At 36.6% G+C, this 20,548-nt stretch carries 21 protein-coding genes and 1 other annotated feature; all 21 genes read left to right on the plus strand.

Going from position 1 to position 20,548, the window contains the following annotated elements:
* Positions 1-62: 62 nt before the first annotated feature.
* The 21 genes from murG to uraA all read left to right on the plus strand — a co-directional run bounded on the left by murG (position 63) and on the right by uraA (position 20,525).
* Entirely contained in the window at positions 63-1,157 is a 1,095-nt protein-coding gene (gene murG / locus ABH959_RS07350; protein WP_002088269.1) for an undecaprenyldiphospho-muramoylpentapeptide beta-N-acetylglucosaminyltransferase, read from the plus strand.
* A gap of 61 nt (positions 1,158-1,218) precedes the next feature.
* Positions 1,219-2,124, plus strand: coding sequence for a UDP-N-acetylmuramate dehydrogenase (gene murB / locus ABH959_RS07355; protein ID WP_002014734.1), 906 nt, complete (start codon positions 1,219-1,221; stop codon positions 2,122-2,124).
* 98 nt (positions 2,125-2,222) lie between these two features.
* A complete protein-coding gene (gene divIB, locus ABH959_RS07360) occupies positions 2,223-2,993 on the plus strand; it encodes a cell division protein DivIB (RefSeq protein WP_002014733.1) in 771 nt (256 codons plus the stop codon).
* 401 nt (positions 2,994-3,394) lie between these two features.
* Positions 3,395-4,696, plus strand: coding sequence for a cell division protein FtsA (ftsA, locus tag ABH959_RS07365; RefSeq protein ID WP_113937194.1), 1,302 nt, complete (start codon positions 3,395-3,397; stop codon positions 4,694-4,696).
* A gap of 39 nt (positions 4,697-4,735) precedes the next feature.
* Positions 4,736-5,890, plus strand: coding sequence for a cell division protein FtsZ (gene ftsZ, locus ABH959_RS07370; protein ID WP_002066873.1), 1,155 nt, complete (start codon positions 4,736-4,738; stop codon positions 5,888-5,890).
* Between the two features lie 456 nt (positions 5,891-6,346).
* Positions 6,347-7,261: a sigma-E processing peptidase SpoIIGA gene (spoIIGA, locus tag ABH959_RS07375; protein ID WP_404492409.1), complete on the plus strand. Its 915-nt coding sequence runs from the start codon at positions 6,347-6,349 to the stop codon at positions 7,259-7,261.
* 19 nt (positions 7,262-7,280) lie between these two features.
* Positions 7,281-8,000: an RNA polymerase sporulation sigma factor SigE gene (gene sigE, locus ABH959_RS07380; protein ID WP_002128857.1), complete on the plus strand. Its 720-nt coding sequence runs from the start codon at positions 7,281-7,283 to the stop codon at positions 7,998-8,000.
* A 157-nt stretch (positions 8,001-8,157) separates the two neighbouring features.
* Entirely contained in the window at positions 8,158-8,937 is a 780-nt protein-coding gene (gene sigG, locus ABH959_RS07385; protein WP_002014725.1) for an RNA polymerase sporulation sigma factor SigG, read from the plus strand.
* 286 nt (positions 8,938-9,223) lie between these two features.
* The gene (locus ABH959_RS07390) at positions 9,224-9,502 is read left to right on the plus strand and encodes a YlmC/YmxH family sporulation protein (protein WP_002066875.1); all 279 of its coding nucleotides are present in this window, start codon (positions 9,224-9,226) and stop codon (positions 9,500-9,502) included.
* A 118-nt stretch (positions 9,503-9,620) separates the two neighbouring features.
* A complete protein-coding gene (gene pgeF / locus ABH959_RS07395) occupies positions 9,621-10,430 on the plus strand; it encodes a peptidoglycan editing factor PgeF (RefSeq protein WP_033707129.1) in 810 nt (269 codons plus the stop codon).
* 5 nt (positions 10,431-10,435) lie between these two features.
* Complete coding sequence (locus tag ABH959_RS07400; protein ID WP_113937195.1) at positions 10,436-11,110, plus strand: YggS family pyridoxal phosphate-dependent enzyme; 675 nt, start codon at positions 10,436-10,438, stop codon at positions 11,108-11,110.
* Between the two features lie 19 nt (positions 11,111-11,129).
* Entirely contained in the window at positions 11,130-11,600 is a 471-nt protein-coding gene (locus tag ABH959_RS07405) for a cell division protein SepF (RefSeq protein ID WP_002014721.1), read from the plus strand.
* A gap of 6 nt (positions 11,601-11,606) precedes the next feature.
* A complete protein-coding gene (locus tag ABH959_RS07410; RefSeq protein WP_002014720.1) occupies positions 11,607-11,870 on the plus strand; it encodes a YggT family protein in 264 nt (87 codons plus the stop codon).
* A 15-nt stretch (positions 11,871-11,885) separates the two neighbouring features.
* Complete coding sequence (locus ABH959_RS07415; RefSeq protein WP_002033759.1) at positions 11,886-12,653, plus strand: YlmH family RNA-binding protein; 768 nt, start codon at positions 11,886-11,888, stop codon at positions 12,651-12,653.
* Positions 12,654-12,742: 89 nt separating this feature from the next.
* Positions 12,743-13,249, plus strand: coding sequence for a septum site-determining protein DivIVA (gene divIVA / locus ABH959_RS07420; protein WP_001131609.1), 507 nt, complete (start codon positions 12,743-12,745; stop codon positions 13,247-13,249).
* A 51-nt stretch (positions 13,250-13,300) separates the two neighbouring features.
* Positions 13,301-13,525: a binding site (T-box leader), on the plus strand.
* Between the two features lie 72 nt (positions 13,526-13,597).
* The gene (gene ileS2 / locus ABH959_RS07425) at positions 13,598-16,363 is read left to right on the plus strand and encodes an isoleucine--tRNA ligase (protein ID WP_404492410.1); all 2,766 of its coding nucleotides are present in this window, start codon (positions 13,598-13,600) and stop codon (positions 16,361-16,363) included.
* Positions 16,364-16,521: 158 nt separating this feature from the next.
* Positions 16,522-16,851 (plus strand): TraR/DksA C4-type zinc finger protein, encoded by a 330-nt coding sequence (locus tag ABH959_RS07430; protein ID WP_033707130.1) that lies wholly within the window; start codon positions 16,522-16,524, stop codon positions 16,849-16,851.
* 124 nt (positions 16,852-16,975) lie between these two features.
* Positions 16,976-17,434 carry a lipoprotein signal peptidase LspA gene (gene lspA, locus ABH959_RS07435; protein WP_002128849.1) on the plus strand — a complete coding sequence of 153 codons (459 nt, stop codon included), beginning with the start codon at positions 16,976-16,978 and terminating at the stop codon, positions 17,432-17,434.
* 4 nt (positions 17,435-17,438) lie between these two features.
* The gene (locus ABH959_RS07440) at positions 17,439-18,347 is read left to right on the plus strand and encodes an RluA family pseudouridine synthase (protein WP_113937196.1); all 909 of its coding nucleotides are present in this window, start codon (positions 17,439-17,441) and stop codon (positions 18,345-18,347) included.
* A 205-nt stretch (positions 18,348-18,552) separates the two neighbouring features.
* Positions 18,553-19,095, plus strand: coding sequence for a bifunctional pyrimidine operon transcriptional regulator/uracil phosphoribosyltransferase (gene pyrR, locus ABH959_RS07445; RefSeq protein WP_001156489.1), 543 nt, complete (start codon positions 18,553-18,555; stop codon positions 19,093-19,095).
* A gap of 146 nt (positions 19,096-19,241) precedes the next feature.
* On the plus strand, positions 19,242-20,525 hold the full coding sequence (gene uraA / locus ABH959_RS07450; protein WP_404492411.1) for a uracil permease: 1,284 nt from the start codon (positions 19,242-19,244) through the stop codon (positions 20,523-20,525).
* Positions 20,526-20,548 lie beyond the last annotated feature (23 nt).

Here is a 20,548-nt window from a genome sequence, read left to right on the forward strand (position 1 = left end):
ATGCAATATGTATATAGAAATAAATACGATTGAATAAGAACAGAGAAGTGGAGGAATCAGTAGTGCGAGTATTAGTAAGTGGTGGGGGTACTGGAGGACATATTTATCCAGCTCTTGCTTTAATTAGAGAAATAAAAAAACTAAATCCTGAAGCAAGATTTTTATACATTGGTACAGAGAATGGATTAGAGAGTACCATCGTACCGAAAGCGGGTATTCCGTTCCAGTCTATTGTTATAAGTGGATTTAAACGAAAAATATCTCTTGATAATGTAAAAACAGTGATGCGTTTCCTAAAAGGTGTTCAAGATAGTAAACGATATATTCGTCGTTTTAACCCTGATATTGTGATTGGTACGGGTGGATACGTATGTGGGCCAGTTGTATATGCTGCGGCTAAATTAGGTATTCCGACTATTGTCCATGAACAAAATAGTGTACCTGGTGTAACGAATAAATTTTTAAGTCGTTATGTCGATAAAGTTGCAGTTTGTTTTGAAGCAGCTGCAGAACATTTTCCACAGTCAAAAGTGGTTATGACAGGTAATCCACGTGCATCAGAAGTAATGGACCAAAATGGAATGAAAGGAAAACGTTCGGTAGGACTATCCCTTTCTAAAAAATCCGTGCTTATTTTTGGTGGGAGCCGCGGGGCTAGACCGATTAACGATGCTTTTGTAGAAGCGATTGAACAATTTGGGAATAAAAGTTACGAAGTATTATATGTAACAGGCGAAGTACATTATGATAAAGTTATGGAAGCCGTGAAACAAAAAGGGAATCCGAATAATGTTATTATTAAACCTTTTATTCATAATATGCCAGAGGTACTGACGGGTGTAGATCTTGTTGTTTCAAGGGCAGGGGCTACAACGCTTGCAGAATTAACAGCGTTAGGAAAACCGAGTGTATTAATTCCAAGTCCGTACGTAACAAATAACCATCAAGAAAAAAATGCACGATCAGTTGTTGATAAAGGAGCAGCTAAAATGCTACTTGAAAAAGATTTAACATCTGAAACGCTTATTCGTGACATTGATGAGATTTTATTGGATACACAAACATTACAAAATATGAAACTGGCTACTAAGCAACTTGGTATTCCAGATGCAGCAAATAAGCTATATGAAGTAATGAACAAGCTTATTAAAAAATAACATTAGGTGAACGCCCTGCATATTACTGTAATAAGGAGACTTGATATGGGGGAGATTGTCTATGGAACAATTAGTAAAAGAGCTTTTAGAAGCAAATGTTGGTCGCGTGCTAGTTAATGAACCGTTAGCGCGTTACACGACTATGAAAATAGGCGGACCAGCTGATATTTTAATTGTACCAAAGCATGTTGCTGGTATTGAGAAGACTCTAGAGTTAGTAAAGAAGTACAAGACAGGGTGGACTGCAATTGGTCGTGGTTCAAATCTTCTCGTATCTGATCAAGGTATAGAAGGTGTGGTTATTCGTTTAGGAGAAGGATTAGACCATTTAGAAGTCGAAAAACATAGAGTAAGAGTCGGTGCTGGATATCCCCTTATTAAATTGTCAACTTTACTTAGTCGACAGGGATTAGCGGGCCTGGAATTTGCAAGTGGTATTCCAGGAAGTGTTGGCGGTGCAGTGTATATGAATGCAGGCGCTCATAAGTCCGACATATCGAGTGTATTAACGAAAGCTCGTATTTTGTTTGACAATGGAACAATTAATTGGTTGACGAATACCGAAATGGGCTTTTCTTATCGCACATCTGTATTGCAAATGAAACGCCCTGGTATTGTTTTGGAAGCTGAATTCCAATTGGAGGTAGGCGAACGCGAGGGAATTGTAAGAAGCATGCAAAAGAATAAAGAGTATCGCCGTGAAACGCAGCCTTGGAATCACCCTTGTGCAGGAAGTATATTTCGAAATCCAGTCCCCTATTTTGCAGGAGATTTAATAGAAAAATCAGGGCTTCGTGGTTATACAATAGGTGGAGCTCAAATTTCTGAAATGCATGGGAATTTTATTGTTAATACTGGTGTGGCATCAGCGCAAGATGTATTAGACTTAATCGCATTGGTAAAGCGTACAATTAAAGATAAATTTGGTGTTGATATGCATACAGAAGTAGAAATAATTGGAAGATAACGGTTGTTCGTTCCGCTCATTATCATTTATGTTATAATAAGAAGATAAGAACGGCATGAGGAACATGCCGTTCTTTATGTTACATAGGGGGATCGTACATGAAAAATAGTAAAGTGATTAAACTACAAGATCGTGTACCAAAATTAAAGAATCAAAATAAAAAAAATAAGAAACCTGTTAATCATCGGTTAATTTTATACATATCGATTTTATTTTTATTAGTACTCTTTTTAATTTATTTTCGGTCTCCGCTTAGTAATATAAAAAAGATAAGTGTCTTTGGAAATCATTATATGACAGATGAACAAGTTATGAAGGAATCAGGTGTGACATATGATACGAGTTATTTCCGAGTAACAGCACATAAAGCAGAAGAAAACTTAACGAAACGAAAAGAAATTAAAGAGGTAAATGTAAAAAAACGTTTCCCAAACAAAATTGATGTTCATATCGAAGAATATTTAACAATTGGCTATATAAACAAAGATGGGAAATTACAACCGTTATTAGAAAATGGGAAAACACTCGATGTACTTCCGAACGGAAAGCTTCCAGTTGCAGCACCAATTTTTGAACCATTTAAAGAGGAAAAAATGAAGGAATTAATTGCAGAACTAGAAAAATTAACGCCAACTATTTTAAGGTCTATTTCTGAAATTCGTTATACACCAACGAATGCAAATGAAGATCATCTTACTTTATATATGAATGAAGGATATGAAGTGAGCACCACTATTCAAAATTTCGCAAAGCGAATGGAAGCTTATCCACTTATTTTAAAAACAATTGAACCTGGTAAGAAGGTTTTAATTGACTTAGAAGTGGGGGCATATACGAAGGAACTAGGTGCTGAAGAAAAAAAAGAATAGAATGATAGTTTTTACTGCGTTATTACGTATGAAATGAAACAAACGTTCTTTTATATGGATGCTAATTTGCAAGAATGCTTAATTTGATGAAAAAAATGTAAATTTTCTTAGATTCATACTAGGATTGGTACAAGTTTCACTTTTCTACAAGTACATCTTAGTGTAGACTTATACTTGGCGGTAATCTTTACACTTGAAATATAATTATTTCAAGATAGAGCAGTTATTTACAGGTTACTGCGATATTCTTAAATGAATGTTAAATAAAAATAAGAAAAATATAGGGTTAAAAAAGGGAAACGTATAAAGACGTTGAATATTTTTCTTATAAATAGTAAAGTTGCGATTGTTGTTCCATATATTGAGTTGTATGGTATAAATAAAGAAGGAGGTGCCAAAGAATGAACAGCAATGAAATATATGTTAGTCTTGACATCGGTACATCCAATGTTAAAGTCATCATTGGTGAAATGGTTAATGATAGCTTAAACATTATTGGTGTTGGAAACGTAAAATCAAATGGTTTGAAAAAGGGATCGATAGTTGATATAGATGAAACTGTTCGATCAATTAAAAAAGCAATTGAACAAGCTGAGCGCATGGTGGGTATCCACATTGAGCAAGTTGTAGTAGGTGTCAATGCAAACCAGGTACAGTTGCTCCCGTGTCACGGAGTAGTCGCTGTTTCAAATGAAGATCGTGAAATCGGGAATGAAGATGTCTTACGCGTTCTAGATGCAGCGCAAGTTGTGTCAATTGCTCCTGAACGTGAATTTATTGATGTGGTACCTCGACAGTTCATTGTAGACGGTCTTGACGAGATTAACGATCCACGCGGGATGATCGGTGTAAGATTAGAAATGGAAGGTACACTTATTACAGGCTCGAGAACTTTACTACATAACCTACTTCGTTGTGTAGAAAAAGCAGGTCTTGAAATTGTTGATATTTGTCTGCAACCTTTAGCGGCAGCGACAGTTGCGTTATCTTCGGATGAAAGAAATAGAGGGGTAGCACTTGTTGATATGGGTGGAGGATCTACAACCTTATCTATTTTTAAAGATGGAGAGTTGCAAGCAACGAGCGTATTGCCATTAGGTGGAGATCATATAACGAAGGATATAGCGATTGGGCTGAAAACTTCAACAGAAAATGCAGATCAAATTAAGCTGAAATATGGACATGCTTTTTATGATACAGCATCTGAAGAAGAGATGTTTACGGTTCCTATTATGGGAAGCGATCAAACAGAACAATATTCTCAGTTGGAATTATCGGATATAATAGAGGCTCGTGTAGAGGAAATTTTAATGTTTGTTCAAGATGAAGTGCATAAGTTAGGAGTAAAGCAAGCTGCTTCTGGATATGTACTAACTGGTGGGATAGCTTCTATGCCAGGTGTTCTTGATCTTGCATACGATATTTTACATGAAAATGTTCGTATAGCAACTCCTGATTATATTGGTGTTCGTGAGCCTCAATATACAAGTGGAGTTGGATTAATTAAACATTCTTATCAAAAAGCTAAATTACGTGGGAAAAATGTGCAGGAAAAGCAAGAACATTTTGAACCAATACCAGCACCAATGCCGGTACAACAGCAACCTGCGAAACAAAAAACTCGTAATCAAAACAATACTAATCAAAATGATGACCGCATGATGTCAAAAGTAAAACGTGCATTCCGTTATTTATGGGATTAAAATTGGACACGAAAAATGAGGTTCTAGGGGGATTTCGACATGTTAGAGTTTGATACTACTCAAGATCAATTAGCGAATATAAAAGTTATCGGTGTCGGCGGTGGCGGAAACAATGCTGTAAACCGTATGATTGAACACGGTGTACAAGGTGTAGACTTTATCGCTGTGAATACTGATGCACAAGCATTAAATCTATCAAAAGCTGAAACGAAAATGCAAATTGGTGGAAAATTAACGCGTGGACTTGGTGCAGGCGCAAACCCTGAAGTAGGGAAAAAAGCTGCAGAAGAAAGTAAAGAACAGATTCAAGAAGCGCTTCGTGGCGCGGATATGGTCTTCGTAACTGCTGGTATGGGCGGTGGAACTGGAACTGGTGCAGCTCCAGTTGTCGCTCAAGTTGCAAAAGAACTAGGCGCGTTAACAGTTGGTGTTGTAACACGTCCATTTACATTTGAAGGGCGTAAACGTGCAACTCAAGCTGCATCTGGTATTGCGTCATTTAAAGAAAATGTAGATACACTTATCGTAATTCCAAATGATCGCTTATTAGAGATTGTTGATAAAAATACGCCAATGTTAGAAGCGTTCCGTGAAGCAGATAACGTATTACGTCAAGGTGTTCAAGGTATTTCTGATTTAATTGCTACACCAGGTCTAATTAACTTAGACTTTGCAGACGTAAAAACAATTATGTCTAATAGAGGTTCTGCTTTAATGGGTATCGGTTCTGGTAATGGTGAAAATCGTGCTGCTGAAGCTGCGAAAAAAGCGATTTCTAGTCCATTACTAGAAACATCTATTGATGGAGCTCAAGGTGTTATTATGAACATTACGGGCGGCGCAAACTTAAGTTTATATGAAGTACAAGAAGCAGCAGACATTGTAGCTTCAGCTTCGGATCCAGAAGTAAATATGATCTTCGGTTCTGTTATTAATGAAGGATTAAAAGATGATATCGTTGTCACTGTAATTGCAACTGGTTTTGATGATAGTGCTTCGACACAACCACCAAAACCAATTATCCGTCCGACTGCGAATCACACGCAACAGCAACAACAACCAGTAGCTCAACCTTCAAAACAACGTGAAGTTAAGCGTGAAATGAAACGTGAAGAGCCGGTTATGCATGATCGTCATACAGATTCAGATGACATCGATATTCCAGCATTCTTACGTAACCGTCGTAGACGATAAAAGAAAAGGAGCTTTTATGCTCCTTTTTTTGTTGTCTAAATGGAAAAGATCTGCTAAGCAGATCTTTTTTTATTATTTTGCATATGGAGAGCCCAGTCCTATTTTTAAGCCATAAGCTGTGATAAATAAATTGAAACTTTAATTAATCGGGGGTGTTCATCCGAAAATGATTGTTAGCCCGACTCTCACTTAACTTCTGTACTTTTTTATAGTTGAATTTTGAGGCAGGGTCTTACTGCCCGCAAATAGCAAGATAGACTTTGTATATATATAATTCAATTATTATGTATACAAGTAAGAAATTTATATTATTCTATGAAAAATACATTTTTATTTTTTACCGACAGATTATGTCTAGAAATCACAAAATAACAAAAAAACCCCTCCACCAATTGACACACTTTCCTATTGGATATGCATTATACTAGTCTCAACTCAAAAAAAGAGGTGAATTGTTTGGTTGTTTACGCCGACATTGTTTGGTTGTTAAACGCCTGCATTGATTTTCTTTTACTTTTATTAACAGCCACCGTGTTAAAAAAGAGAATCAAAAGATGGAGGCTTGTGTTAGGGGCATTTATAGGTTCAACTATTGTTATTTTCGCCTTTACGCCTTTTGCTTCTATGATGACACATCCAATTATGAAACTATTGTACTCGTTACTTATTGTGTATACAGCATTTGGGTTTTCGACATTTAGAAATTATACACAAACTGTTTTTACTTTCTATTTTGTAACCTTTATGGTTGGTGGAGGATTAATTGGAACGCATTATTTTTTGCAAACGAACGAAATGGTAAATGGGTTAGTTCAATCTAAATCAGTTTCTTACGGTGATCCAATTAGTTGGTTGTTTGTTATTTTTGGTTTTCCAGTAATTTATTATTTTTCTAAAAAGCGTATAGAAAGCGTAGAGGTCACAAAGATACACTATGATCAAATCGTGAAAGTGAAAATTCAATTAGCTGGAGAGGAACTAGAACTAGCAGGTCTAATTGATAGTGGGAACCAACTTTATGACCCGTTAACGAAAACACCCGTTATGATTATGCATATTTCATCATTAGAACATTGTTTGCCAGCTTGGTTAACAGAACAAATTTATTCCAAAACAGAAATTCCTCAAATACCAGAAAATGATTCTGGGTGGGCGACGAAACTACGTTTAATTCCTTTCCGAGCAGTAGGAGTAGAGAATCAATTTTTATGGGCAATTAAGCCAGATTGTGTGCAAGTTCATCATGAAGGTTGGGTTGTTGTAAACAAAGTACTGATTGGATTAAATACACAACAATTATCTACCAATGGAGAGTATCAATGCATTGTACATCCGAAAATGTTGATTTCGCAAAAGATGGTAATTGCTTAATTATGAGAGGCGGGATAATATGGTGAAATTTAAATTTTATTTGGTATACCTTTGGTATAAAGTATTGCTGAAATTAGGAATTAAGACCGATGAAATTTATTATATTGGTGGAAGTGAAGCGTTGCCACCGCCGTTAACGAAAGAAGAAGAGGCAGTTCTTTTGAATAAATTACCAAATGGAGATCAAGCTGCGAGGTCGATGCTTATTGAACGTAACCTAAGGCTTGTTGTATATATAGCAAGAAAATTTGAAAATACAGGGATCAATATTGAGGATTTGATTAGTATAGGAACAATTGGTCTTATTAAGGCAGTGAATACATTTAATCCAGAAAAGAAAATTAAATTAGCAACATATGCATCTCGTTGTATAGAAAATGAAATTTTAATGCATTTGCGTCGAAATAATAAAAATCGTTCGGAAGTTTCTTTTGATGAACCGCTTAACATTGATTGGGACGGAAATGAACTGTTATTATCAGATGTTTTAGGTACAGATGATGACATTATTACAAAAGATTTAGAAGCTACTGTAGATCGTCATCTTTTAATGAAAGCATTGCATCAATTAAATGATCGTGAAAAACAAATTATGGAGCTTCGGTTTGGACTCGCTGGTGGCGAAGAGAAGACACAAAAAGATGTGGCTGATATGCTTGGGATTTCACAGTCTTATATTTCTCGTTTGGAAAAAAGAATTATAAAAAGATTACGAAAAGAATTTAATAAAATGGTGTGAAGAATAAGACCAGTCGGTATCTAGACTGGTCTTATTCTTTTTTTGTGCATTAGGAAATATGATATTTGTGAAAAATGATGGAAAAACCGTATGCATAAAATCCCCTTCAAAGGAAATACTTTACACTGTACAGCAACTCCCGATAGGAGGGAACACTTTGACGAGAAACAAAGTAGAAATTTGCGGTGTTGATACAGCTAAACTTCCAGTACTAAAAAATGAAGAGATGCGTAAATTATTTCGTGAAATGCAAAGTGGAGAGATAAGCGCCAGAGAGAAATTAGTGAATGGAAACTTACGTCTTGTACTGAGCGTCATCCAAAGATTTAATAACAGAGGAGAATATGTTGATGATTTATTTCAAGTTGGTTGCATTGGACTTATGAAATCCATTGATAACTTTGATTTAGGCCAAAATGTAAAGTTTTCAACGTATGCTGTGCCGATGATTATTGGAGAAATACGCAGATATTTGCGTGATAACAATCCAATTCGTGTATCTCGCTCATTACGAGATATTGCGTATAAAGCGTTGCAAGTAAGAGAAAAATTGATTGCTGAAAATTCAAAAGAACCAACAGCAATGGATATTGCGAAAGTTCTTGAAGTGACACATGAAGAAATTGTTTTTGCGTTAGATGCTATTCAAGACCCAGTTTCATTATTTGAACCGATTTATAACGATGGAGGAGATCCTATCTTTGTTATGGATCAATTAAAGGATGAAAAACAAAAGGACGAGCAGTGGGTTGAAGAACTAGCGTTGAAAGAAGGGATGAAGCGTTTAAATGATCGTGAGAAAATGATTATTCGAAAACGGTTCTTCCAAGGAAAGACACAGATGGAAGTTGCCGAAGAAATTGGGATTTCTCAAGCACAAGTATCACGTTTGGAGAAGTCTGCTATTAAGCAAATGAATAAGACGATTCAAGGATAAGGTCCTCACCAGCTATGGTGAGGCCTTTTTTATATATAATATTTTGCGCTCATAGTAGAGTGGGGAGGTTCATATAATGAAAATAAAATGGATGTTCTATTAGTAGCGGTTATATACTGTTTATCCACTTCAAAATTCGGCTGAAGTAAGAAGAGCCGGAGCTACCCGTAAAAATCCGATTAGCATGGACTAATAATCAGTAGGGATGGGGAAAATCCCACTGATTAAGGTTTCACTTTATTTGAGAGCGTACTTACGATTTATGATATAAGGGAGAGGATGGAACATGATACGAATTTCGGATTTTCAAATGAAGGATGTTGTAAATATTTCAGATGGAAAAAGGCTTGGAAATATTGGAGATATTGATTTTGATATAGACACAGGAAAGATTAGGGCAGTTATTATTTCCAAGCAGACACGTATGCTTGGACTCTTTGGAAAGGAAGTAGAATTTGTGATTCCTTGGGAGCGAATTATGAAAATTGGGGAAGATGTCATACTTGTCAGAGTAGATAATATTAATTCTGTAACAGAATCAATACAAACACCGACAATTTCATAAAGAATATTACAGATTCCTCTTTTTTTTTCAGTTGTCATTATGAAAAAATAAAAGTATGGTAAAATAGACAGGAAGTACCATGCTTTTTTCTGTTATTTTAATTAAAAGGAGTCGCTTTATGAGAGAACCATTTAAATATGCGGACGGTATACTGTATTTACAAGCGTGGAAAGAACTTGGAAACATTACTGTTGGATTTACGACAAAAGATGGTGGAGTAAGTACAGGCTCCTTTCATGCGATGAATTTAGGATTACATGTGAATGATATCGTGGAGAATGTTCATGAAAACAGACGCATTTTAGCGAATAAGTTACAAAAACCATTAGAAAAATGGATTTGCTCTGAACAAGTTCATGACCATCATGTTGAGAAAGTAGGACTGCAAGAAAAAGGGAAAGGCGTTTATTCATATGAAGACGGTATTCCGAAAACGGATGGCATTTATACGACTAACAAAGATGTTCTCTTAACATCTTGTTACGCTGATTGTGTTCCGCTCTATTTTTATGCACCATCACATGATATGATAGGACTTGCGCATGCTGGGTGGAAAGGGACTGTAACAGAGATTGCGAAAGAAATGATTCAAAAGTGGAATGCAGAAGGTGTTTCAAGTGATGAAATTCATGTCGCAATTGGTCCTGCAATCGGATCATGTTGTTATGTTGTTGATGATCGTGTATTAACAGCAGCAAAGCAAGTAGTAAACGGATCTGTTCCCTATAAATTAATTTCTGATGGTCAGTATGCAATTAATTTAAAAGAAGTTAATCGTATATTATGTGTACAAGCAGGCATAAAAGAAGAACATATTGTAATGTCATCTCTTTGTACAAGCTGTGAAGAACAATTATTTTTCTCTCATCGTCGTGATCAAGGTAAGACGGGGAGAATGTTGAGTTTCATAGGTTTTAAGGAGGAGTGAAGTAAGTGACAGTGCAAGGGAATTTAGCAGATGTAAACGAAGTAATTAAAGAATCTTGTGTACGAGCTGGACGTTCGATGAAAGATATTAAGCTCGTTGCAGTTACAAAAACTGTAGGGATTGAAAAAACAAGCGAAGTAATTGAAACAGGAATTATTGATTTAGGTGAAAATAGAAATGAAGGTTTCTTACAAAAATACGAGCATTTCGGTTCAAAAGTGAATTGGCATTTTATTGGATCATTGCAAACGAGAAAAGTAAAAGAAATCATTAATGAGATTGATTATTTACATTCATTAGATCGTCTTTCGCTTGCAAAAGAAATTCAAAAACGTGCTGATAAGAAAGTTAAATGCTTTATTCAAGTGAAAACATCATCTGAAGAATCAAAGCAAGGATTGGCGATAGAAGAAACAATTTCTTTTATTCAAAGTTTGCAAGAATTGGATAAGATTGAAGTGGTAGGATTAATGACAATGGCTCCGTTTACAGGAGAAGAGGAAGAGATTCGTCGCTGCTTTAAGGAATTGCGCATGCTACAGACAGAGGTGCAGGATCTAGAATTATTACATGCACCATGTAAAGAATTATCAATGGGAATGTCAAATGATTACACGATTGCAATTGAGGAAGGCGCTACATATATTCGTTTGGGAACGGTTTTAGTAGGAAAAGCGTAGGAGGAAGGAGAAAGTTATTATGAGTTGGTCAAAAGTAAAATACTTCTTTTTTGACACACCGGAAGAAAAAGAAGCAGCTCAATATAGTTATGAAAAGGAGCAAACAGACATGAAAAAGCAACAAGATCCCCCAGAACAACAAGATGTTCCGTTTGCGAAAGTGCAACCGAAGCAAAATGTAGTGAGTATTGAAACAGCGAAGCAATCTTCAAAAGTTGTTTTACTAGAACCACGTACATATTCGGAAGCGCAAGGCATTTCGGATCACTTAAAAGGTAGACGAGCTGTTGTAATTAATTTGCAAAGAATGTCTACAGATCAAGCTGTACGTATCGTTGACTTTTTAAGTGGTACTGTATACGCTATAGGCGGGGATATTCAAAAAATAGGCCCGAAAACATTTATGTGTACACCTGAAAATGTTGATATCGTTGGTGCGATTTCAGAGTTATTCGGTGAAGAAGAAGAGACAAATATAAAGAGGTGGTAATACGCCATGACAACAGTTTTAACAGTGTTACTTACTGCTATCGAGATTTACTCGTGGGCACTAATTATTTACATTCTCCTATCATGGTTTCCTGGCGCAAAGGAATCAGCTTTTGGAGATTTTCTTGCGCGTATTTGCGAACCGTATTTAGAGCCATTTAGGAGGTTTATTCCACCATTTGGTATGATTGATATTTCTCCACTTGTTGCTATTGTTGCCTTGAAACTTGCTAGAGGTGGTTTAGTGAGTTTATTCAACTATTTTTTATAGTGTGAGGTTAAATACATGAGCATCTATGAGCATTTTAGACCTGATGAAGAGGTCTTTGTGGATAAAGTATTAGAGTGGAAACAGGCTGCTGAGTACCATCAAGTCAAGTTAACAGATTTTCTTGATCCAAGACAGCAACAAATTGTTTCTATGGTAATAGGGCAAGGAGATGTAGCTGTACGGTTTGATGGTGCGATGCCTGAAGCCGAACGGAAAAGAGCACTAATTTATCCAGATTATCTAGAATTAAATGAAGAGGAATTTCAAGTAGAAGTATTAGAAATTGACTATCCTTCCAAGTTTTTCACGCTAGAACATAGGCAAATATTAGGTGCATTCATGTCGCTTGGTTTAACAAGGGAAAAATGTGGTGATATTTTGCTTCAAGAAGACCGTGCCCAAATTGCAGTTGCCAAAGAAGTTGTATCGTATATTGAAATGAACTTACAATCAATAGGGAAAATGAAAGTCACACTCTCTCCTATACAAGTAGAGAAAATTTTGCGTGTAGGTGAAAAATGGGGAGAAAAATCTGGGACTGTTTCGTCACTTCGTCTAGATGTTTTATTAGCTGAAATGCTACATATATCTAGGCAGAAGGTACAGCCTCTTATAAAAGGTGGCTTAGTAAAAGTCAATTGGAAAACAGTAGAGCAAACTTCGTATGAATGTTTTCCTGGGGATGTTTTCTCGGTTAGAGGGTATGGACGAAGTAAATTATTTTCTGTAGAAGGTAAAACGAAGCGCGACAAATGGAGAGTTTTGTATGGTATACTAAAATGATTGGTTTTTTAGAAGGAAATTCTCTTATTTTGTCGAAGAAAAGATATAATTGAAAGAGGAAATTTAGATAACTACTTGGAGGTGGCGTTGTGCCGTTAACACCATTAGATATTCATAACAAAGAATTTGGTCGCGGGTTTCGTGGCTACGATGAAGATCAAGTAAATGAGTTTCTTGATCAAATCATCAAAGATTATGAATTAGTCATTCGTGAGAAAAAAGCTTTAGAAGAAAAGGTTGCACAATTAGAAGGAAAGTTAGATCATTTTTCTAATATTGAAGATACGCTGAACAAATCTATCATTGTCGCACAAGAGGCTGCTGAAGAAGTGAAGCGTAATGCACAAAAAGAAGCAAAATTAATTGTACGTGAAGCAGAAAAAAATGCAGATCGTATCATTAATGAAGCGTTAGTGAAATCAAGAAAAGTTGCTTTTGATATTGAAGAGTTGAAGAAACAAGCGAAAGTATTCCGAACTCGTTTCCGTATGTTATTAGAAACACAACTTGAAATGTTAAACAACGATGATTGGGATAAACTAATTGAATTAGAAGACGAAGTGGACGAACTGTTGAAAAAAGAAGAAACAGTGTAAGCTTGACGTTTTTCTCATTATTACATATAATTTTAAACAACATATTTATTAAGAAAAACGAAGATAGGGATAAGTACCTTTTTCATACCTTATATAGCGAACTGAGGATGGTGTAAGCTCAGGATAAGGAGATGATGGGAATATCACCCTGGAGTTCCGCGCTGAACAAATTTAGTAAGCGTAGGCGTATATTCGCGTTAAGAATATAAAGAGGACCTTATGCATTTGTATATGGTCTACTAGGGTGGTACCGCGGGAGACTTTCTCGTCCCTTTTTGGGGATGAGAGGTCTCTTTTTTATTCCCTTTTTTAAGGTCTGTCGTTTATATATTTAAGGAGGAATTGAGCATGGAGTACAAAAATACATTACTAATGCCAAAAACAGAGTTCCCAATGCGTGGGAATTTACCAAAACGTGAGCCTGCAATGCAAGAAAAATGGGCTGAAATGAATATTTATGAAAAGGTACAAGAACATACGAAAGGCCGTCCTTTATTTGTACTACATGATGGACCTCCATATGCAAATGGTGATATCCATATGGGACACGCACTAAATAAAGTGTTAAAAGACTTTATTGTTCGTTTTAAATCAATGACTGGATACTGTGCACCATATGTACCAGGTTGGGATACACACGGTTTACCAATTGAGCAAGCTTTAACAAATAAAGGTGTAAAGCGTAAAGAAATGACAGTTGCTGAGTTCCGTAAGTTATGCGCAGAGTATGCATATGAGCAAGTAGAACGTCAACGTGAACAATTTAAGCGTTTAGGTGTACGTGCAGATTGGGATAATCCATATATTACTTTAGAGCCAGCTTATGAAGCACAACAAATTAAAGTGTTTGGTGACATGGCGAAAAAAGGTTATATCTATAAAGGACAGAAACCAGTTTACTGGTCTCCAACGAGTGAATCAGCTTTAGCAGAAGCTGAAATTGAATACCAAGATAAAAAATCAGCATCTATTTACGTAGCATTCCCTGTAAAAGATGGAAAGAACGTATTAGAAGGTGATGAGAAATACATTATTTGGACAACAACGCCTTGGACGTTACCTGCAAACTTAGGTATTTCTGTTCACCCAGAACTTGAATATGCTATTGTGAAAGTAAATGATGAGAAATATATCATCGCTTCTGAACTATTTGAGACAGTTGCAAAAACGTTAGAGTGGGAAAATGCTGAAGTTGTGAAAACGGTAAAAGGTAGCGAACTTGAGTATACAGTTGCAAAACATCCATTCTACGATCGTGACTCATTAGTTATGCTAGGAGAGCACGTAACAACAGATGCAGGTACAGGTTGTGTTCATACAGCACCAGGACACGGGGAAGATGACTTCGTTGTTGGTAAAAAGTATGGCTTAGAAGTACTTTGCCCAGTCGATGATAAAGGTGTATTAACAAATGAAGCACCTGGATTTGAAGGCTTATTCTATGATAAAGCTAACAAGCCAATTACGGAAAAATTAGAAGAAGTAGGCGCGTTACTGAAACTAACATTCATTACGCATTCATACCCACATGATTGGAGAACGAAAAAACCAATTATTTTCCGTGCGACAGCGCAGTGGTTTGCATCTATTGAAGCGTTCCGTAAAGAATTATTAGAAGCTGTTGCGGAAACAAAATGGGTACCAGCATGGGGAGAAACTCGTCTTCATAATATGGTTCGTGACCGTGGTGACTGGTGTATTTCTCGTCAGCGTGCATGGGGTGTGCCAATTCCTGTATTCTATGCAGAAAATGGTGATCCAATTATTACAGATGAAACAATTAATCATGTAGCAGATTTATTCCGTGAGCACGGTTCTAACGTATGGTTCGAGCGTGAAGCGAAAGATTTATTACCAGAAGGATTTACACATACAGGTAGTCCAAATGGTGAATTCCGTAAAGAAACAGACATCATGGATGTATGGTTCGATTCAGGTTCTTCTCACCAAGCGGTATTAGAAGAGCGCGAAGACTTACAACGTCCAGCTGATTTATATTTAGAAGGATCTGACCAGTATCGTGGTTGGTTTAACTCTTCATTATCAACAGCAGTTGCTGTAACTGGTAAAGCTCCGTATAAAGGCGTACTAAGCCATGGTTTCGTACTAGATGGTGACGGACGTAAAATGAGTAAGTCCATTGGAAACATCGTCGTACCGAAGAAAATTATGGATCAATTAGGCGGAGACATTTTACGCTTATGGGTATCTTCTGTTGACTATCAATCTGATGTACGTATTTCAGATGATATTTTAAAACAAGTAGCAGAAGTGTATCGTAAAATCCGTAACACATTCCGTTTCTTATTAGGAAACTTAGATGATTTTAATCCAAGTGAAAATACAGTAGCGGTAGCTGAACTTCGTGAAGTAGATCGTTACATGTTAGTGAAGTTAAATGACTTAATTACAAAAGTAAAAGATGCATATGAAACATATGACTTTGCTGCTGTATATCATGCAATTCACAACTTCTGTACAATTGATCTAAGTTCATTCTACTTAGACTTTGCAAAAGACATTTTATACATTGAAGGTGCAGATCACGCGGATCGTCGTGCAATTCAAACTGTATTATATGATGTTCTTATTGCATTAACGAAACTTGTAACGCCAATCTTACCTCATACAGCTGATGAAGTATGGCCATATGTTCCTGGTGCAGAAGAAGAAAGCGTACAGTTAACTAATATGCCAGAAGCTACAGAAGTAGAGGGTTCAGAAGCGTTAAGAGCAAAATGGGATGCATTTATGACATTACGTGATGACGTTTTAAAAGCGTTAGAAGTAGCTCGTAATGAGAAGGTAATTGGTAAGTCATTAAATGCGAGCATTACGCTATATCCGACTGCAGAAATGAAGGCTATGTTAGAGTCTATTAGCGAAGACTTAAAGCAATTATTCATCGTCTCTGAGTATAAACTTGGTGGTACAATTGAAGAAGCACCAACAGAAGCACCAAAGTATGAGCATACAGCTGTAGTTGTAGCACAGGCGACAGGTGAGACGTGTGAACGTTGTTGGGTTGTTTCAGAAACAATTGGTAAAGATGCAGAACATGAAACATTATGTGAGCGTTGTGCAACGGTTGTTAAAGAAAATTATGTAAAATAATGAAAAAAAGCTGACTGCTCATAATAGCAGTCAGTTTTTTGTTGATGATATATCGAAATAACTTTCACTCTCTTTCCTATGAAGGAAAAATGTGTGTGAGGTAAGCGTGGAAATTTCGGACACACTAATTGTACATTGCAGCTGGGAGGAATGTACACGTGAATGAAATTTATATGGAAATAAAAGAAGAATTGCAATTGATGAGAAAAGAGTTGCAAGATAGACTGGCTAAAGAAGCAATGCACACATACTATATGGAATTTGGGCAAGAACTTGGATACGAAATAAAGGAAGAGACAAAGAAAAAATTGCTATTACATGATATAAAAGAGGATTTAAAAGATGTAGAACGTGCATTGTTTAAAATGGAAATAGATATGTACGGTATTTGTGAAGAAACTGGAAGAGCGATTTCTACAAAACAAATGAAAACAATGCCGACTGCTCGTACTATTCATGAATTTTTCTATGAAAAGGTAAATGTATGAATACGCACAACGATATTATGTTACCTTTTTTTAATTTATTTTATTCTTCTACAAAGGTTCATTGTGAAAAGGTAGCAGCTATGCTAAAATTTTGAGGTACACTGTCTTTGTGGGGGAAATGAAAATGATATATTATGTAATAGCGTTATTTGTCATTGCCATCGATCAAATATCGAAGTGGCTAATTGTAAAGAACATGGAATTGGGTACGAGCATTCCGATTATCGATAATGTATTATACATAACATCTCATCGAAATAGAGGAGCTGCCTGGGGTATTTTAGAAAATAAAATGTGGTTTTTCTACATTATTACAGTCATTTTCGTAGCATTTATCGTATTTTATATGAAAAAATATGCGAAAACGGACAAGCTTCTAGGTATTTCATTAGGTCTAATTTTAGGCGGAGCAATTGGCAATTTTATTGATCGTGTATTTAGACAAGAAGTAGTGGATTTCATTCACGTGTATATTTTCTCGTACAACTATCCGGTATTCAATATAGCTGACTCAGCATTATGTATTGGAGTTGTATTAATTATTATTCAAACAGTATTAGAAGGAAAGAAAGCGAAGGAGTAATTGAATGAGTGAAGTAGTACAAGTAACAGTTGCAGAAGAACAAAAAAGCGAGCGAATTGATAAATTCGTTGCAGAAATAAACAGTGAATGGTCACGTTCACAAGTGCAGCAATGGATTAAGGATGCTGTTGTGACAGTAAATGGGAAGTCGGTTAAAGGGAATTATAAAGTAAAAGTAAATGATGAAATTACAGTAACAATTCCCGAGCCAGAAGAGTTAGATATTCAACCGGAAGATATGAATTTAGAAGTTTATTATGAAGATGCCGATGTACTAGTTGTAAATAAGCCGCGTGGCATGGTAGTACATCCAGCACCAGGGCATACGAAGGGTACGCTTGTAAACGGACTTATGCATCATTGTACAGACCTATCAGGTATTAACGGTGTAATGCGTCCTGGTATAGTGCACCGTATTGATAAGGATACATCTGGATTATTAATGGTTGCTAAAAATGATGTGGCGCATGAATCACTTGTAAATCAACTTGTAGCAAAAACGGTAACAAGACGCTATAAAGCGATTGTACATGGTGTAATTCCACATGATAAAGGAACAATTGACGCTCCAATTGGTCGTGATAAAAAAGAACGTCAAAGTATGACTGTTGATGAAAATGGTAAGAATGCAGTTACACATTTCCAAGTGTTAGAGCGATTTAAGGATTTCACACTTGTAGAATGCCGCTTAGAAACGGGACGTACACACCAAATTCGTGTTCATATGAAATATATTGGTTATCCACTTGCAGGGGATCCAAAGTATGGTCCGAAGAAAACATTAGATATGAATGGACAAGCACTTCATGCAGGGATTTTAGGTTTCGATCACCCTCGTACTGGTGAATATATTGAGTTTGAGGCACCGATTCCAGAAGTGTTTGAAGAAGCGCTAAATATTTTACGGAAATAGTGTTGACAAATCATAAGAAAACTGAGATACTGACAACAGTTAAATAATGATCCTTTAACACAGCCCCGTGAGGTTGAGAAGGTAACGGTTTGAAATACTTAGGGTATGTTGTACCCTTTTTTCAAAAGTCCTCTCGCACACGCTGAGAGGACTTTTTTTTATACCATTACTCTCACGCAAGAAAAAAAGCTTGGAGGTGTAGAGCATGCAAGAGAAAGCTGTCGTTTTAGATGACCAAATGATTCGCCGCGCTTTAACACGAATTAGTCATGAAATCGTGGAACGAAATAAAGGTGTCGATAATTGTGTTCTTGTCGGAATAAAAACACGTGGAATTTTTATTGCACAACGTTTGGCAGAACGAATTGGTCAAATTGAAGGAAAAGAGATGGAAGTAGGAGAGTTAGATATTACGTTGTATCGTGATGATTTAACACTACAATCGAAACATAAAGAACCACTTGTAAAAGGTTCTGATATTCCTGTAGATATTACGAAGAAAAAAGTTATCCTTGTGGATGATGTGTTATATACAGGAAGAACAGTTCGAGCAGCAATGGATGCTCTTATGGATTTAGGTAGACCATCACAAATCCAATTGGCTGTTCTTGTTGATAGAGGTCATCGTGAATTACCAATTCGCGCTGATTATGTAGGAAAGAACATTCCAACATCTAGTGAAGAGCGTATCGAAGTTGATTTGCAAGAGACAGATCAACAAGATCGAGTAAGCATATACGATAAGTAAAGCCCTTTTAAATGTAGTCCTGTGAGGCTGCCAAAGGGTCTTGGCTTTCATATGTCAAATTTGGCATACGAAAGTGTAGGACTCTTTGTGCACAGGCACAAAGAGTTTTTTTATTGCAAAGAATTAAACTGAAGGAGGATGTAACAATGGAACAAAAGCCAGTGTTAGACGTTAATGAAGTACCGAAACCGGGAAAATGGTTATTTTTAAGTATACAACATTTGTTCGCGATGTTTGGATCAACAGTGCTTGTTCCGTTTTTAACAGGATTGAATCCGTCAGTAGCATTAATATCAAGTGGATTAGGAACGCTAGCGTTTCTTCTTATAACAAAAGGTCAAGTACCTGCCTATCTAGGATCATCATTCGCCTTTATCGCACCGATTATAACAGCGAAAACAGCAGGTGGACCTGGAGCAGCAATGCTCGGTGGTTTGTTTGCAGGACTTGTGTACATCTTAATCTCACTCGGAATTAAGAAGTCAGGATCAGGGTGGATTATGAAATTACTTCCGCCAATCGTAGTTGGTCCAGTCGTAATGGTAATCGGTCTAGCTTTAGCACATACAGCAGTTAATATGGCGATGAACGGTGCGGATGGTAAGTATAGCATTACACACTTTTCAGTAGCATTAGTAACATTAGCAATTACAATCATTTGCTCCATATTCGGGAGAGGATTTTTCAGTATCATACCAGTGCTACTTGGAATCATCGGCGGGTATATATTCGCTTACTTCCAAGGGCTAGTAGATTTAAAGCCAGTAGCTGAGGCAAAATGGTTTGTCATACCAGACTTCACAGTACCGTTTGTAACATACACTCCGGAGTTTTCATGGAAAATTGTACTCTTAATGGTACCAGTTGCACTAGTAACAATTTCAGAACATATCGGACATCAAATTGTACTTGGAAATGTTATTAAAAGAGATTTAATTGAAAAACCAGGCTTACACCGTTCAATATTCGGTGATGGGGTAGCGACATTAATCGCATCACTAATAGGTGGACCACCGAATACAACGTACGGTGAAAACATCGGTGTGCTAGCAATTACGAGAGCATACAGTGTATACTTATTCATCGGTTCAGCAGTGTTCGCAATTATGTTTGGATTTATCGGGAAAATTTCAGCACTGATTCATTCGATTCCAACACCAGTTATGGGTGGTGTATCAATCTTACTATTCGGTGTAATCGCATCAAGCGGTTTACGCATGATGGTAGATGATAAAACAGACTTAAGTGACAAACGAAACTTAATGATTGCATCAGTAATACTAGTAATCGGTATTGGCGGGGCGGTACTGCACGTAGGTGAATCGTTCCAAGTAGAAGGAATGGCGCTAGCAGCAATTGTAGGTGTACTATTAAATCTACTACTACCGGAAACGAAACAAATAAAACAATCTAAGCGGATTGCTTCATAATAATAACCTTTTAATTCAGTCCT

This window comes from Bacillus sp. RC51, assembly GCF_044908115.1.
GTDB classification, from domain to species: Bacteria; Bacillota; Bacilli; order Bacillales; family Bacillaceae_G; genus Bacillus_A; species Bacillus_A mycoides.